This is a genomic window from Citreicella sp. C3M06 (genome assembly GCF_018860705.1).
Classification (GTDB): Bacteria; Pseudomonadota; Alphaproteobacteria; order Rhodobacterales; family Rhodobacteraceae; genus Salipiger.
Genome location: NZ_JAHKQA010000004.1, coordinates 231617 through 246511 on the forward strand (window position 1 = coordinate 231617; position 14895 = coordinate 246511).

Below are 14895 nucleotides of genomic sequence, written 5' to 3' on the forward strand. Positions count from 1 at the left end.
CGTTGACGATCTGGCAGGGGCGGGGCCCCGCCGTTGTTGCCGGGCTTGCCGTGGCGGGGCTGACCCTTGGTCCGGTGGCGGCGGTGCTCTGGCGGGCCGAAGGCCTCGGCGCGCCCGGCCCCGCCGACTGGCTGGCGGTCCGGTTCACCCTGATGCAGGCGCTGCTGTCGGCGGGGCTGAGCGTGCTGCTGGCGATCCCGGTGGCGCGGGCGCTGGCGCGGCGCCGGTTTCGCGGGCGCGGCGCGCTGGTGGCGTTGATGGGCGCGCCGTTCATCCTGCCGGTGATCGTGGCGGTGCTGGGCCTGCTGTCGGTGTTTGGCCGCAGCGGCGTGCTGAACGATGGCCTTGGACTGCTTGGCCTGCCGAGCGTAAAGATTTACGGGCTGCAAGGTGTTCTGGTGGCGCATGTGTTTTACAATCTGCCCTTGGCGGTGCGGCTATTGCTTCAGGCGTGGCTGGCGATCCCGTCAGAACGCTTTCGGCTGGCGGCCTCGCTGGGGCTGACACCGATGGCGATGTTCCGCACCCTTGAATGGCCGATGCTGCTGCGCATCGTTCCCGGCGCCTTTGCGGTGATTTTCGTGATCTGCCTGTCGAGCTTTGCCGTCGCGCTGGCGCTTGGCGGCGGGCCGCGGGCCACCACGGTCGAGCTGGCGATCTATCAGGCTGTGCGCTTTGATTTCGATCTGGGGCGGGCGGCGCTGCTGTCGGTGATCCAGCTGGTGCTGGCGCTATGTGCCGGGCTGGTGGCGCTGAAGCTGGGCACCGGGGCGGGCTTTGGCGCTGGCCTCGACCGGGCGCAGCAGCGCTGGGACGGAAGCGCGGTGCTGGATGCGGCGTGGCTGGCACTGGCGGCGCTTTTCCTGATGCTGCCGCTTGGGATGGTGGTTCTGAAAGGGCTTCCGGGACTGGCGTTGCTGGGGGCGGGGACGTGGCAGGCGGCGGGCAATTCGATTGCCGTGGCGCTGGCCTCGACCGTGCTGTGCATCGGTTGGGCGCTGCCACTGGCAACACGGCGCGGCGAGATGATCGGGATTCTGGGCATCGCGCTGTCGCCTCTGGTGCTGGGCACCGGCCTGTTCCTGATCGTGCGGCCCTTTGTGAACCCGTTGTCGGTTGCCTTGCCGGTGACGGTGCTGGTCAACGCGCTGGTCTCGCTGCCGTTTGCGCTGCGCATCCTGCGCCCCGAGGCCGAGGCGGTGCGTCATGACTATGCGCGCCTGTCGCAGGCGCTGGGGCTGACGCCGCTGGCGTGGCTGCGGCTGGTCCTGCTGCCCCGGCTGCGCCGCCCGCTGGGTTTTGCGGCGGGGCTGACGGCGGCGCTGTCGATGGGCGATCTCGGGGTGATCGCGCTGTTCGCCGACCCGGACCGGGCAACGCTGCCGTTGCAGGTCTATCGGTTGATGGGGGCCTACCGGATGGAGGCGGCCTCGGGGGCGGCGCTGTTGCTGCTCGTGCTCAGCTTCGGGGCGTTCTGGATCTTTGACAGGGGAGGGCGGGTGAATGTTGACGCTTGAGGCGCTGCGCTACCAGACGGGCGATTTCTCCATCGGGGCCGATTTCACCCTGCCACAGGGGCGGCGCGTGGCGATTGTCGGGCCGTCGGGGGCGGGCAAATCGACCCTGCTTGACCTCGTGGCCGGGTTTCTCGCACCGGTATCGGGGCGGGTGCTGTGGCAGGGGCAGGACATCACTGCCGCGCCGCCGAACAAGAGACCGGTGGCGATGCTGTTTCAGGAAAACAACCTGTTCCCGCATCTCGATCTGCTGCGCAATCTTGGGCTGGCCCTGCGCCCAGATGGTGGCAGGCTGCGGCAGGCCGAGCGCGATGCCATCGAGACGGCGCTGGCCCGCGTCGGGCTCGACGGCATGAGCGGGCGCAAGCCGGGCGCCTTGTCGGGCGGTCAGCAAAGCCGCGCGGCGCTGGCGCGGGTGCTGCTTCAGGCGCGGCCGGTGATCGCGCTCGACGAGCCGTTCGCGGCGCTTGGCCCGGCGCTCAAGTCCGAGATGCTGGCGCTGGTGCGCGACGTGGCACAAGAGCTGGGCGCGCTGGTGCTGCTGGTCAGCCACGATCCGGGCGATGCGCTGGGATTTGCGCAGGAAACGGTGCTGGTGGCGGAGGGCGCCGCGCAGCCACCCATGGACACGCAGCACCTGTTCGCCGATCCGCCCGACGCGCTGCGCGCCTATCTGGGCCGGTAAACGCGGTGGCACGGCGCGGGCGGCCCGCCGCGTGATGCAGGTGGGGCTGGCGCGACAGGTTTTGCAGGAATGCCAGCCGCATCGACATTGGCGCTTGGATCGTGGGGCGATCCGGTGACGGGCGTGCCGGGACAGCACGTCAGTGGCGGCAGGGCTGTCGAGGAGGGCTGTTGTGGCTGAACGCTGGCAGGCCGTCACAGCGTCGCACCAGCGAAAATGCTGAGGGGCAAACTGGCGCGGCGCGCGCGCCAGCTTCAGGTCATGCCCCGCCGCCGCGCGGCAGGGCATCTTGTTTCACGTGAACTCAGAGCTTGTGTTTGATCGGACGCCAGAGACGCTTGTTGGTCAGGTACAGCAGCGAGGCGAGGATCACGAGGAAGATCACCCCGGTAAAGCCTGCCTGCTTGCGCGCCATCATCTTCGGCTCTGCTGCCCACATCAGGAAGGCCGCGACGTCCTGCGCCTCGTGGTCCAGCGCGTTGGAATGGCCGTCGGCATATTCCACGTCTTCGCCCATAAGCGGTGGGGCCATGGCGATCCATCCGGTCGAGAAGGCGGTGTTCTCGTAGAAGGTGGTGCCCGCTTCGACCTTTTCCTCGCCCGTGTAGCCGGTGAGGATAGACGCGATGTATTCCGCCCCGCCCATGCCTTTGAACAGCTGGTTCAGGCCAGTGCCATAGGGGCCATGAAAGCCGGCGCGCGCCTTTGCCATCAGCGACAGGTCAGGTGCGCCTACCCCGTCATTGACCGGGAAATGGTCGGTCGGGGTCGCGGGGCGGTAGTCATCCAGCTCGGCGTCGAAGATCTCGAAGTTCTGCGCCGCGTAGGCGCGGACCTCGTCTTCCGAGAAATGCGGGCCGCCCTCGTCGCCGAGGCTGCGCAAGGGCACGTAGCGCAGACCGTGGCAGGCCGAGCAGACCTCGGTAAAGACCTGCAAGCCGCGCTGAAGCTGGGCCTGATCGAAGGCGCCGAAGGGGCCTTCGAACGAGAAGTCGAAATCCTCGACATGGCCGCCTTCTCCGGCAGCAAAGGCGCTGCCGGCAAGGCCGAGGACCACTGCGGACGAAAGGGCAAGTTTTCTGAACATGATTTCTGTCCTTTCTCTCACTCGGCCGGTGTCTTGGTCGAGGACTTGCCGTAATGGCTTTCGAAGTCTTCTTCGATGGTCGCGGGCTGCGGCAGCGGCTTTTCGAACACGCCCAGCAGCGGCAGGATCACGAAGAAATAGCCGAACCAGTAGGCCGCACCGATCAGCGAGAAGCTGGCATAGGGCTCTTCGGCGGGCATGGCGCCAAGCCACATCAGCGCGATGAAGTCGATCACCAGAAGCCAGAACCACCACTTGAACTGCGGGCGGTACTTGCCCGAGCGCACCGACGAGGTGTCGAGCCAGGGCGCGAGCGCCATGGCAATGATCGCGCCGAACATCGCCAGCACACCAAAGAACTTGGCATCGACGATGCCGCCGGTGACGAAGCTGGCGATCTGCACCACCCAGACTTCCGATGTGAAGGCGCGCAGGATCGCGTAGAACGGCAGGAAATACCATTCGGGCACGATATGCGCCGGCGTCGAAAGCGGGTTCGCTTCGAGGTAGTTGTCCGGGTGACCGAGGTAGTTCGGCATGAAGCCGACGATGGCCCAGAACACCGCGAGGATGACCGCCAGCGCGAACACGTCCTTGATGACGTAATAGGGCCAGAACGGCACCGTGTCCTTTTCAGCCTCGGCCTTGGACCCGCGGCGCACCTCGACCCCGGTGGGGTTGTTGTTGCCGGTGGTGTGGAAGGCCCAGATATGCACCGCCACCAGCGCGGCGATGACAAAGGGCAGCAGATAGTGCAGCGAGAAGAAGCGGTTGAGCGTGGCGTTATCGACCGCCGGCCCGCCGAGCAGCCATGTCTGAAGCGCCTCGCCGACAAAGGGGATGGCGCCGAACAGGCCGGTGATCACCGTCGCGCCCCAGAAGGACATCTGCCCCCAGGGAAGCACGTAGCCCATGAAGGCGGTGCCCATCATGCACAGGTAGATCAGCATCCCGACGATCCACGTCACCTCGCGCGGGGATTTGTAGCTGCCGTAATACAGCCCGCGGAAGATGTGCAGGTAGACCGCGACAAAGAACAGCGATGCGCCGTTGGCATGCAGGTAGCGCAGCATATAGCCGCCGTTGACGTCGCGCATGATGTGTTCGACCGACGCAAAGGCCATGTCCACATGCGGCGTGTAATGCATCACCAGCACGATGCCGGTGATGATCTGAAGCGCCAGACAGAAGGTCAGGATGATGCCCCAGATCCACATCCAGTTCAGGTTCTTGGGCGTGGGGATCATGATGGTGTCGACAAGAAGACCGACAATCGGAAGCCGCTTGTGCAGCCAGCGTTCGCCGCTTGTCTTCGGCTCGTAATGGTCGTGCGGAATACCGGACATTCGCCCCTCCCTTATCCCAGAAGAATGGTGGTTTCTTCGACGAATTCCGCGACGGGAACCGGAAGGTTCTGCGGCGCCGGGCCTTTGCGGATGCGGCCCGAAGTATCGTAATGCGAGCCGTGGCAGGGGCAGAACCAGCCGCCCGTGCCGCCAGCGGTGAAATCGCCGGCGTTGCCCAGGGGCACGCAGCCAAGATGCGTGCACACGCCCATCATCACCAGCCATTCGCCGGCCTCGTCCAGCGTGCGGTTGGCGTCGGTGGCGTCCGATCCGTCGGGCACGTTGGCATTCCGCGCCTGCGCATCGACCAGCGCGCTCATCTCGACGCCTTGTGCGGCTTCGATTTCAGCCTCGGAGCGGCGGCGGATGAACACCGGCTTGCCGAGCCATTTCACCGTCAGCTGCGTGCCGGTTTCGACACCGGACACGTCGACCCGGATGGTGCTGAGCGCGCGCACGTCCGCCGACGGGTTCATCTGGTTCACCAGCGGCCAGACGGCGGCGCCGGTTGCCACGACGCCGGCACCGGCGGTGGCGTAGTACAGAAAGTCTCTGCGAGTGCCTTCGTGATCTTCAGCTTGTGTCACGGGGTGTTCTCCAATCCTCAGTTCCGGCCAAGGCCGGAATCCCTTAGGTAGCCGCGTCCCGATACGGCTTTCCGTCAGCGTGTTTAGCGGTCTGAAATGTGTCCGTAAAGCGATCATGAAGTTGTGATCGCCTTTCGTGCGCATGTGTCGCAATTGAAACCCGGAGGGGGTAGGGGTTATGTGCCCTTGTCCCCGCCCTCACAGCTCCCGGAGCGTCTCCATGAAAACACTGATTCTCGCCGCGACCGTTTCCATGGCCGCCCTTGCTGCGTCGCAATCCGCCGCGCAGGACCTCGAACTTTCGATCTACACCGGCTACCAGACCTCGCCGCACAGCCGGGTGTCCGGCGATTATCCGGGGGGCGGGAGCTATGACAAGCTGATCGGCTGGGAAGGCAAGAGCTTCTCGATGCCGATCTACTACGGTATTCGCGGCACGTGGTGGACCACCGACACCCTCGGCTTCGGGCTCGAATTCTCTCATGACAAGGTCTACGCCCCCGAGGACGAGCGCGAGGATATCGGCTTTTCGCGGATGGAACTGACCGATGGTCTGAACATCGTCACGGTGAACGCGATGAAACGCTGGCCGATGCAATGGGGCAAGGCAACGCCCTATGTCGGCGGTGGCCTTGGTATCGCGGTGCCGCATGTCGATGTGGAAACCACCAGCGGCGACAAGACCTATGGCTATCAGCTGACCGGCCCGGCGATGCGTCTGACTGCGGGCGTGAGCTATCCGATCAACGACCGCTTTGCCGCGTTTGGTGAATACCAGTTCACCTATTCGAGCAACGAGGCCGATCTTGATGGCGACGGATCGTTGAATGTCGACGTCAAGACCAACGCGCTGAACGTCGGCATCACCATGAAATTCTGACGCCATCCGGCGATGTTGAAAGCGCCCCCTGCGAGGGGCGCTTTTTCATTTGAAATTCAGCGCTTGCGGACGAATTCAGTGCGCAGCACAAGGCCCTTGATGGCGTCATGGCGGCAGTCGATCTCATCGGGGTTGTCGGTCAGCCGGATCGACCGGATCACCGTTCCCTGCTTGAGCGTCTGCCCCGCGCCCTTGACCTTCAGATCCTTGACCAGCACCACCTGATCGCCGTCCGCCAGAAGCGTTCCGGCGGCATCGCGGACCTCGATCATCGGCGCTTCGGCGACGTCAGAGGCAGGGCCCCATTCGCCGGTTGTCTCGTTGTAGACCCAGTCTTCGTCTGACATCACTCGGGTGCTCCTTTGCCCATACGGCGTCGTGCGCGCGGCAGCATGATGATCACCGCCGCGATATAGGCGATGCAAAAGATCACCAGCGTGATCCACGCATAGGTTACCGCCGCCGCCCCGGCCAGTGCCACCGCGACAAGGAAGAACTTGGCGCTTTTGCGCGGAATGCGGGTGGTCTTGAACGACCATGTCGGAAAGCGGCTGATCATCGACAGGCCGCAGATCACCATCCACAGCGCCAGAATGACATCGGGCAGCAGCGGCCCGGTGCCCAGCCCGAAAGACAGGTACATCGGCAGCATCACCAGCAGCGCCCCGGCGGGCGAGGGCACCCCGGTGAAAAACGCATTGTCATGCGCCTTGTCTTCGGATTTGCGCTGCACGTTGAAGCGGGCAAGCCGGACGCAGGCGCAGACGGCAAAGGCCAGAACCGCAAGCCAGCCAAAGCTGCGGCTGTCGGTGAGCGCCCAATTATACAGCAACATCCCCGGCGCGACGCCGAAGTTGAAGAAATCCGCGAGGCTGTCGAGCTCTGCCCCCATGCCGGATTCCGATTTCAGCGCGCGGGCGAGGCGGCCATCCATGCCATCGAGCACGGCGGCCAGCAGGATCAGCTGCACCGCGATCTCGTAACTGCCCTGCAACCCGAAGCGCACGGCGGTCATGCCGGCGCAAATGGCGATCACCGTCAGCATGTTGGGCAGAAGCTGGATCAGCGTCAGCTTTTCGGTGGCTTGGGGTTCATTCATCGCGCAATCCAAGATCCGCCAGCACGGTTTCCCCGGCGCACATGGTCTGGCCGATGCGCACCAGCGGCTCGACCCCGTGCGGCAGGTAGACATCCAGCCGCGAGCCAAAGCGGATCAGCCCGAAGCGTTCGCCCCGGTGCAGGAAGTCGCCGTCCTTCTTCCACCACATGATGCGGCGCGCCACGAGCCCCGCAATCTGCACCACGGCGATTTCGCGCCCGTCGGCAAGGCGGATGCGCAGGGCGTTGCGCTCGTTATCCTCGGAGGCCTTGTCGAGCGAGGCGTTGAGGAATTTGCCGGGGCGATAGGCCATGGTGACCAGCTCGCCTTCGACGGGCGAGCGGTTCACGTGGCAGTTGAACACAGACATGAACACCGACACGCGGGTCAGCGGCTCGGCGGGCATGCCAAGCTCGGCGGGCGGGATCGCCGGTTCGATCAGCGACACCACGCCATCGGCGGGGCTGATGACAAGGCCGGGACGGGTGGGGGTGACCCGCTCGGGGTCGCGAAAGAAGTAATAGCACCAGACCGTCAGCCCGACGCCGATCCAGCCAAGCGGGTCCCAGATCAGGAACAGGATCAGCGATATGACGGCGAAGATCGCGACGAACTTGCGTCCTTCGGGGTGCATTGGCTTGATGAACGTGTCACGCATCCGCATGGGCTGGCCTCCTCTGGCGTATTGGGGCGGGATAGGGGCCGCTGGCCCCGCTTGCAAGCCCTGCTCAGCCGTGTGGCGTGGTGGCGATCATCGCCGGGCGCTGCGCGAAACCTTTGTACCATGCGGCAAGCGAATCGTGCCCGGTGCGCCATTTGCGGGCGTCATGGCGGAAATCAAGATAGCCAAGCGCGCAGCCGATGGCGATCTGCCCCATGTCGAGCCGCCCGGCCAGATGGCTCATCCAGCGGGTTTCCAGCGCGTCCAGCGCCCGCGAGACCTTGAGCCACTGGCCCTCGATCCAGTCCATCGACACCTGCTCGCGCGGGCGGAAGCGTTCCTCGTAGATGATCAGCACGGCGGCTTCCAGCATGCCATCGGCGGTCGCCTCTAGCGTCAGCGTGTCGAAAAGGCGCTTGTCCGGGTACAGCCCGGCCTTGGCGCGCTGGTCGAGAAAGCGACAGATGACGCGGCTGTCGTAAAGCGTCGGCGCATCGTGGCGGATCAGCGCGGGGATCTTGCCGACAGGGTTGGCGGCGGCCACGGCGCTGTCGGGCGACAGCGGGGTGTTGGCAACGTCGATCAGCTCGACCTCGTCAAGCTGACCGGTTTCGTGCAATGTCACCATGACCTTGCGGACGAAGGGCGAGGCGGGGGATTTCAGCAGTTTCATGGGTGGCTTCCTTGCTTTGCGCGGAAGGTAGGCGCGCGCTCAGGGCGGAGCAATTCCTTTTGCAAAAGATTTGCGGTTTGTCGCGGTCGCGGGGTGTCCAATGATTGCAGTCGGGGAATTGGGGTCATCAGCCAGCCTTGGGATGCGTCGCCTCGTAGACCTTCATCAGATGCACCTGATCGACCGCCGTATAGGCCTGTGTTGTTGACAGCGAGGCATGGCCGAGCAATTCCTGAATCTCGCGCAGATCGCCGCCCGCCGACAGCAGATGCGTGGCAAAGCTGTGGCGCATGGCATGGGGAGTCGCAGTGGCGGGCAGGCCGAGCTGCATCCGGGTGCGCTCGGTCGCCTTTTGCACGATGCGCGGGTTCAGCGCGCCGCCCTTGACGCCGCGAAACAGCGGCTTGTCCGGCTCGAGGGCCCATGGCGCGATCTCGAGATAGGCCGCGACCGCGCGCCGCGCCACCGGCAGCACCGGCACGATGCGTTCCTTGTTGCCCTTGCCGACGATGCGCAGGCTGTCACCCATCGGCCAGTCGCGCCCGGTCAGCCCCAGCGCCTCGGAGATCCGCAGCCCGCAGCCGTATAGCAGCGTCACCACCGCCGCATCGCGCGCGCCGACCCATGTCTTTTGCGATTGCAGCGGCACGGTGTCGATCATCGCCCGCGCATCCTTGATCTCCAGCGGGCGGGGCAGCTTTTTCTGGAATTTCGGCGCGCGGGCCAGCAGCACCGCCGTCGGCTCGAAGCCTTCGCGTTCGGCCAGCCAGCGGTAAAAGGTCTTGACCGCCGACAGCTTGCGCGCCGCCGAGCGCGGCCCGATACCGGTGCCGCGCAGATGCGCCATGAAGGCGCGCATGTCCGGTGTCGTCACCTGCGCCAGCGGCGACAACCCCTGCGGCTCGGCATGATGCGCCGTCAGGAAAGCGATGAATTCGACCACGTCAGCGCGATAGGCGGTGATGGTGTTCTCGGACGTGCCCTTGAGCGCGCGGGCCTGTTCGAGCCATGTCTCCAGCGCGTCGCGCGCCGCCGGAGTGATGATCAGCGTCATGACAGCCAGCGCCGCATGGCGCGCTCGAACACCCCGGCGAAAAAGGCCAGCAGATCGGTGCCCTGTTGCGGGGTGAACATATGCGGATCTTCCGAGCCAAGCACCAGCAGCCCCGGCAGGCGGCCCGCGCCGAAATCAAGCCGCAGGCAGGCTTCGGAGCGCACCCATGCCGCCGCATCGCCAAAGATCGCCGGGTCGCCCTCGGCCAGCTGGCGCAGCACCACCGGGCGGCGGGGCGCGCCGCGACCGTCCGAAACATAGCTTTCGATGAACCCCGGCTCGGCCACCGACAGCACCTCGCCCAGCCGCCGGATCGCCGGATCACTGTCGTTTTGCGCCGATTCCAGCAGCAGGCGCACGCGATCGACCCGCAGGATGTCGGCCACTTCGCCGCCCAGATCGCGCAGGAAAGGTTCGAATTCCAGCGGATCGAGCATCCGCAACACGGCGCGGTGAATCTGGTTGGTGCCCGCAAGGTTCTCATAGGCCGCCGCAATAACGCCGCGGTGGGTGTCTTCCAGCCGGTCGAGCCGCGCTTCGAGCCGTTCCATCGCGATGCCGCGCAGATCGACGATATTGCCGCCCATCGCGCGTTCATTGGCGGCGATCAGCGCCTGCATCAGGTCGCGGTCATCCAGTATCATGTCCGGGCGCAAGATGATTTCTTCGCGCAGGGAATCGTCGATCGTCAGGGTGCTGCTGCTCATGGCCTGTCCGTCTGCTTGTTATTTTTATGCCGATTTTTACCCGACCGTAGCAGAGCCCCTGTCGCCGTGCGCCCTTTTTTGCGAAACCGGTCGCCAGCTTTCATCCGATTGTTGCGCATCGGCCCGATCACGGCATTTGGAGCCGCGCGCGCGCCGTGCCAGACTGGCGTGGCAAGAGGAGGAGCCATAATGCCCGACATCACCCACCCCAGCGGGTGCCAGACCGTGATCACCACCTTCGAGACCACGCCCGGCACCTGTCATGATCTGCTCGACGCGCTGCAGGACGCCTATGCCGCCTTTATCTCGAAACAGCCGGGGTTCATCAGCGCGGGGCTGCATGTGAACGACGCGCAGACCCGGATCGCGAATTATTCGCAATGGCAGCGGCGCGAGGATTTCCAGGCCATGTTGCGCAGCGCAGAGATGCGGGAACGCAACCGGCGCATCCACGAGATGTGCCGCAGCTTCGAGCCGGTGATGTATGACGTGGTGGCGGTCTACGGCTGAGCCCCCCGCGAAGGGCTGCCGCACGCAGGGCCGTGCGGCGGCTGCGGGATCGGGTCAGGCCGCGAGGGGGTTGTTCGAGCGCGATGGATCCTGCACGTCGAGCCGGTAGCCCGCGCCGCGCACGGTCGCGATCCGGACCGTTCCGGCGATGCCCGAAAGATGCGAGCGCAGATTGCACATGTAGACATCGAACACCCGCGGGGCCGGTTCGTTTTCAAAGCCATAGACGTGGCTGAGCAGCGCCTCTCGGGACGCAAGCCGACCCGGACGCAGCACCAGATATTCCAGAATCTCATAGAGCTTGGGCGACAGCGACAGGGTGACATCGCCCAGATGAACGCGCCGCGCTTCGAGATCGAAGGTCAGCGGGCCGCATTCCAGCAACGGGCGGGCGATGCCCTGCGCCCGGCGCGCCACGCAATCGATCTGGGCGATCATCTCGGGCAGCGCGGCGGCTTCGTCGATGACGGTGTCGGCCCCGGCCATCAGCCATGCCGCGATCTGCTCGGGCACCGGGTCGCGGGCGATCAGCACGATGGGGGTGTCGGGGTGCAGCTCGCGCAGGCGACACAGCGAGGTGCCGCGCAGCAGCTGGCTGGCATCGAGGGCGACAAGGTCATGTTCGCCGATCTTGTGGAAATCCTCGATGGCGTCGCCGGCCTCGCAATGCGTCACGAGGGTTCCGCAATCCGAGACCGCCTTGGCAAGGCTCACCATCTTCCAGCTCGTTTCGGCAATGAGATAACGCATCTTTCGTGCTCCTGAACGCTTGTCGTTGGCTACATCGGCCCGGGTCCGAAGGCCCGTCTGCCGGTCATCTCAACCTTTTGTTTACGAACATTCTTTTCGAATTGTTCCAAGTCGGGATGCAGCGCGTTCTGCGTCAGTGAAGCCGGTTCTAGACATCAATTGTGGCGCAAAGGTGGTCGGCCATCGCCGCGCCCGGGGTGATTTGGATCAATGCTGTCTTTTCTGGAATAGGGCATCCCTGCGGATGGAGAGAACAGGAGACCCCAGATGTACAAGACCATCCTCGTGCCCATCGCCTTTGACAGCGATGCCAAGGCCGAAGCCGCGCTGGCCGTTGCCCGCCGCCTTGCAGATGACGATTCGACCATCACCCTGCTGCATGTGATGGAGCATATTCCGGGCTATGCCATCAGCTACATGCCGCCGGACTATCAGGTCAGTTCGCGCAAGGCGGTGCAGGCCGAGCTGGACGCGCTGGCGGCGCGGCTGGACCATGCGCGCGGCGTTGTGGTCGAAGGCCACTCCGGGCGCACCATCCTTGATTATGCCGAGGAAAACGCGGTCGACATGATCGTCATCGCCTCGCACCGGCCGGGAATGAGCGACATCCTCATCGGCTCGACCGCGACCACGGTGGTGCGGCACGCCAAATGCGGCGTGCACGTTCTGCGCTGAATCACTGCGCGCGCGCTTCGCCAAAGCGGGCGCGCTTGCGCTTGAACACCTCTTCGCGCGGCAGCCACGGGTAGCGCGTATCGTCGCGTACCTTGTCCCAGAACAACAGGCCGCCATTGCGCCAAGGGTCCAGCACGATGCCGTCATACAGGCTGGCGCCGGGGGCGGTGACGATGACGGTGCTATGCTCGATCCGGATGGCGCTTTCGGAATTGGCGATGGCGCGCTGCAGCTCCAGCGTCTGGAAACCCTCGGCGCTCAGCCGGGCTTCAAGATCGTCGGCCCATTGATAGCACAGCCCGCGTGGCTTCAGCCCCTGATTGACCTTGATGTTGTGGATGATCGGCCTGTCCTCGACCTGATACTCGACGGCCAGACGCAGGGGGTAATCATAGGCGATGCGCGCCATGCGCCGCGCTTCGTCGGGGTCGACCTGCGGGCCAAGGTCGGTGATCGCCTGCGCCAGCGCGGCGACGTCATGCTGCGCGGGGCGCGGCAGGTCCTGCGGGTCGGGAACGGAACAGGCGGCGGCGGTCAGCGCAAACAAAAGCGCGGCGACAAGGCGGGGGAGTCTGGGCAAGGCGAAGTCTCGGCTGCTGGGTACGGCGGGCAAACTGGCATGCGCGGCGGCGCGGGCAAGGGGAATCCTGTGCGGCGGGGCAGAGGCGTTGCCGCGAGGACGCAGTGCACCGGGCGGGGCGTTGCGCGCAAGGGGCCGGTTGCGCTATGCGAAGAAAACGCCGATTGCCCAGCGAGATGTGACATGCCCCTGACACGCCTTTTCCCCGCGCTTGCACTTGTCTGCGGTCTTGCGGCCTGCGCCAACGGCCAGTCAGACCTCGACAAACCGACGGAGCCGATCGGCGATTTCAAGCTCGGGCACGCGATGGTGGTGGCGCCGAACATGGTCATGGGGCCGCTGTCGCGCGAGGCCAGCGCCGAGGATTGGATCGCTTCGGTGGACAGCGCGCTCGAAGAGCGGTTTCGCCGACAGGACGGCGATCAGTACTATCACCTTGGCGTGAGTGTTGAAGGCTACGTGCTGGCGCAGCCCGGCATCCCGCTGGTGCTCAGCCCGAAATCGGCGCTGATCGTGAATGTCACCGTCTGGGATGATGCGACGCAAGCCAAGCTCAACGCCGAGCCCGAGCAGATCACCGCGCTGGAAAGCCTGTCGGCGGAAACCGCTGTGGGCTCTGGCCTGACCCAGTCCAAACAAGAGCAGATGCGCAACCTGTCGGCCAACGTCGCCTTGCAGATCGAAAAATGGATGCGCCGGATGCAGAAAACCGAGGGTTGGTTCGGCGGGCCCGACGCGGGCAAGCCGGTGCTTTCCGACTCCGCGCCGGACGCGACGGCAACCGCTGGCTAATCTTGCGAGGGGCGATGCATCAAACGCTTGATTTTCCCATTGCAAGCAAATAAACGGCCCGCGATGCGAAACCGGGTCACGTAGGGCCCCTGAAAAAGGCGAGGCGTCTTTAGAAGATGGCAAAGGAAAAGTTTGCGCGGAACAAACCGCACTGCAACATCGGCACGATCGGGCACGTTGACCACGGCAAGACGACGCTGACGGCGGCGATCACCAAGTACTTCGGCGACTTCCGCGCCTATGACCAGATCGACGGCGCGCCCGAAGAAAAGGCCCGCGGCATCACGATCTCGACCGCGCACGTGGAATACGAGACCGAAGCGCGTCACTACGCCCACGTCGACTGCCCCGGCCACGCTGACTATGTGAAGAACATGATCACCGGCGCGGCGCAGATGGACGGCGCGATCCTGGTGGTGAACGCGGCTGACGGCCCGATGCCGCAGACCCGCGAGCACATCCTGCTGGGCCGTCAGGTCGGCATCCCCGCCATGGTGGTGTTCCTCAACAAGGTCGACCAGGTGGACGACGAGGAACTGCTCGAGCTGGTGGAAATGGAAGTCCGCGAGCTGCTGACCGAATACGACTACCCGGGCGACGACATTCCGATCATCGCAGGCTCGGCGCTTGCGGCGATGGAAGGCCGTGACAACGCCATCGGCGAAGACAAGATCCGCGAACTGATGGCGGCCGTGGATGAGTACATCCCGCAGCCGGCACGCGCTGTCGACCAGCCGTTCCTGATGCCGATCGAAGACGTGTTCTCGATCTCGGGCCGTGGTACGGTTGTGACCGGTCGCGTCGAGCGCGGCGTTGTCAACGTTGGCGACGAACTCGAGATCGTCGGCATCAAGGACACGCAGAAGACCACCTGCACCGGCGTTGAAATGTTCCGCAAGCTGCTCGATCGCGGTGAGGCAGGCGACAACATCGGCGCGCTGCTGCGCGGCATCGACCGTGAAGCGGTTGAGCGCGGCCAGGTGCTGTGCAAGCCCAAGTCGGTGAACCCGCACACGAAGTTCGAATCCGAGGTCTACATCCTGACCAAGGAAGAAGGTGGCCGTCACACGCCGTTCTTCGCGAACTACCGCCCGCAGTTCTACTTCCGGACCACGGACGTGACCGGGACGGTGACGCTGCCGGAAGGCACCGAGATGGTGATGCCGGGCGACAACCTGAAGTTCACCGTCGAGCTGATCGCACCGATCGCCATGGAAGACGGCCTGCGCTTCGCCATCCGCGAAGGCGGCCGCACCGTCGGGTCGGGCGTCGTCTCGAAAATCCTCGCGTAA

The 14895-nt window shown here is 65.0% G+C and carries 18 protein-coding genes; 7 read left to right on the plus strand and 11 right to left on the minus strand.

Going from position 1 to position 14895, the window contains the following annotated elements; genetic code table 11:
• The first annotated feature begins 2 nt into the window (after window positions 1–2).
• Window positions 3–1517: a thiamine/thiamine pyrophosphate ABC transporter permease ThiP gene (locus tag KO516_RS01665; protein WP_252737342.1), complete on the plus strand. Its 1515-nt coding sequence runs from the start codon at window positions 3–5 to the stop codon at window positions 1515–1517.
• A complete protein-coding gene (locus tag KO516_RS01670) occupies window positions 1504–2202 on the plus strand; it encodes an ATP-binding cassette domain-containing protein (RefSeq protein ID WP_216002063.1) in 699 nt (232 codons plus the stop codon). The genes KO516_RS01665 and KO516_RS01670 overlap by 14 nt, the downstream gene beginning before the upstream one ends.
• Before the next feature lie 304 nt (window positions 2203–2506).
• Here KO516_RS01670 and KO516_RS01675 read toward each other — a convergent pair whose 3' ends face one another.
• Genes KO516_RS01675 through petA form a run of 3 tightly spaced genes read right to left on the minus strand, consistent with a single transcriptional unit; the run spans window position 2507 to window position 5222 of the window.
• Window positions 2507–3289, minus strand: a complete 783-nt coding sequence (locus tag KO516_RS01675) for a cytochrome c1 (protein WP_216002064.1) — start codon at window positions 3287–3289, stop codon at window positions 2507–2509.
• Window positions 3290–3306: 17 nt separating this feature from the next.
• Entirely contained in the window at window positions 3307–4635 is a 1329-nt protein-coding gene (gene petB / locus KO516_RS01680) for a cytochrome b (protein ID WP_216002065.1), read from the minus strand.
• 11 nt (window positions 4636–4646) lie between these two features.
• A complete protein-coding gene (gene petA, locus KO516_RS01685) occupies window positions 4647–5222 on the minus strand; it encodes a ubiquinol-cytochrome c reductase iron-sulfur subunit (RefSeq protein ID WP_216002066.1) in 576 nt (191 codons plus the stop codon).
• Between the two features lie 220 nt (window positions 5223–5442).
• On the opposite strand from petA, the gene KO516_RS01690 reads away from it, so the two are divergent.
• Window positions 5443–6102, plus strand: coding sequence for an outer membrane protein (locus KO516_RS01690; RefSeq protein ID WP_216002067.1), 660 nt, complete (start codon window positions 5443–5445; stop codon window positions 6100–6102).
• 56 nt (window positions 6103–6158) lie between these two features.
• Here the strand turns inward: KO516_RS01690 and KO516_RS01695 are convergent, their stop codons facing one another.
• From KO516_RS01695 to KO516_RS01720, 6 genes are all read right to left on the minus strand, one after another.
• Window positions 6159–6449, minus strand: coding sequence for an alkylphosphonate utilization protein (locus KO516_RS01695; protein WP_216002068.1), 291 nt, complete (start codon window positions 6447–6449; stop codon window positions 6159–6161).
• A complete protein-coding gene (gene pssA / locus KO516_RS01700) occupies window positions 6449–7201 on the minus strand; it encodes a CDP-diacylglycerol--serine O-phosphatidyltransferase (RefSeq protein WP_216002069.1) in 753 nt (250 codons plus the stop codon). Before pssA ends, KO516_RS01695 begins: the two co-directional genes overlap by 1 nt.
• The gene (locus KO516_RS01705; RefSeq protein ID WP_216002070.1) at window positions 7194–7865 is read right to left on the minus strand and encodes a phosphatidylserine decarboxylase; all 672 of its coding nucleotides are present in this window, start codon (window positions 7863–7865) and stop codon (window positions 7194–7196) included. Before KO516_RS01705 ends, pssA begins: the two co-directional genes overlap by 8 nt.
• A 64-nt stretch (window positions 7866–7929) precedes the next feature.
• Window positions 7930–8535: a glutathione S-transferase gene (locus tag KO516_RS01710; protein ID WP_216002071.1), complete on the minus strand. Its 606-nt coding sequence runs from the start codon at window positions 8533–8535 to the stop codon at window positions 7930–7932.
• A 127-nt stretch (window positions 8536–8662) separates the two neighbouring features.
• Window positions 8663–9589: a tyrosine recombinase XerC gene (locus KO516_RS01715; protein WP_216002072.1), complete on the minus strand. Its 927-nt coding sequence runs from the start codon at window positions 9587–9589 to the stop codon at window positions 8663–8665.
• Window positions 9586–10296, minus strand: a complete 711-nt coding sequence (locus KO516_RS01720) for a DUF484 family protein (RefSeq protein WP_216002073.1) — start codon at window positions 10294–10296, stop codon at window positions 9586–9588. The genes KO516_RS01715 and KO516_RS01720 overlap by 4 nt, the downstream gene beginning before the upstream one ends.
• A 189-nt stretch (window positions 10297–10485) precedes the next feature.
• On the opposite strand from KO516_RS01720, the gene KO516_RS01725 reads away from it, so the two are divergent.
• On the plus strand, window positions 10486–10806 hold the full coding sequence (locus KO516_RS01725; protein ID WP_216002074.1) for an antibiotic biosynthesis monooxygenase: 321 nt from the start codon (window positions 10486–10488) through the stop codon (window positions 10804–10806).
• Window positions 10807–10860: 54 nt separating this feature from the next.
• Here KO516_RS01725 and KO516_RS01730 read toward each other — a convergent pair whose 3' ends face one another.
• Window positions 10861–11556 (minus strand): response regulator transcription factor, encoded by a 696-nt coding sequence (locus KO516_RS01730; RefSeq protein WP_216002075.1) that lies wholly within the window; start codon window positions 11554–11556, stop codon window positions 10861–10863.
• 267 nt (window positions 11557–11823) lie between these two features.
• Between KO516_RS01730 and KO516_RS01735 the strand changes: the two genes are divergently transcribed.
• On the plus strand, window positions 11824–12231 hold the full coding sequence (locus KO516_RS01735) for a universal stress protein (RefSeq protein ID WP_216002076.1): 408 nt from the start codon (window positions 11824–11826) through the stop codon (window positions 12229–12231).
• A 1-nt stretch (window position 12232) separates the two neighbouring features.
• Here the strand turns inward: KO516_RS01735 and KO516_RS01740 are convergent, their stop codons facing one another.
• On the minus strand, window positions 12233–12811 hold the full coding sequence (locus KO516_RS01740) for a hypothetical protein (protein ID WP_216002077.1): 579 nt from the start codon (window positions 12809–12811) through the stop codon (window positions 12233–12235).
• A gap of 183 nt (window positions 12812–12994) precedes the next feature.
• Between KO516_RS01740 and KO516_RS01745 the strand changes: the two genes are divergently transcribed.
• Both KO516_RS01745 and tuf read left to right on the plus strand, forming a co-directional pair.
• Complete coding sequence (locus KO516_RS01745) at window positions 12995–13603, plus strand: hypothetical protein (RefSeq protein WP_371742014.1); 609 nt, start codon at window positions 12995–12997, stop codon at window positions 13601–13603.
• A gap of 116 nt (window positions 13604–13719) precedes the next feature.
• Entirely contained in the window at window positions 13720–14895 is a 1176-nt protein-coding gene (gene tuf, locus KO516_RS01750; RefSeq protein WP_216002078.1) for an elongation factor Tu, read from the plus strand.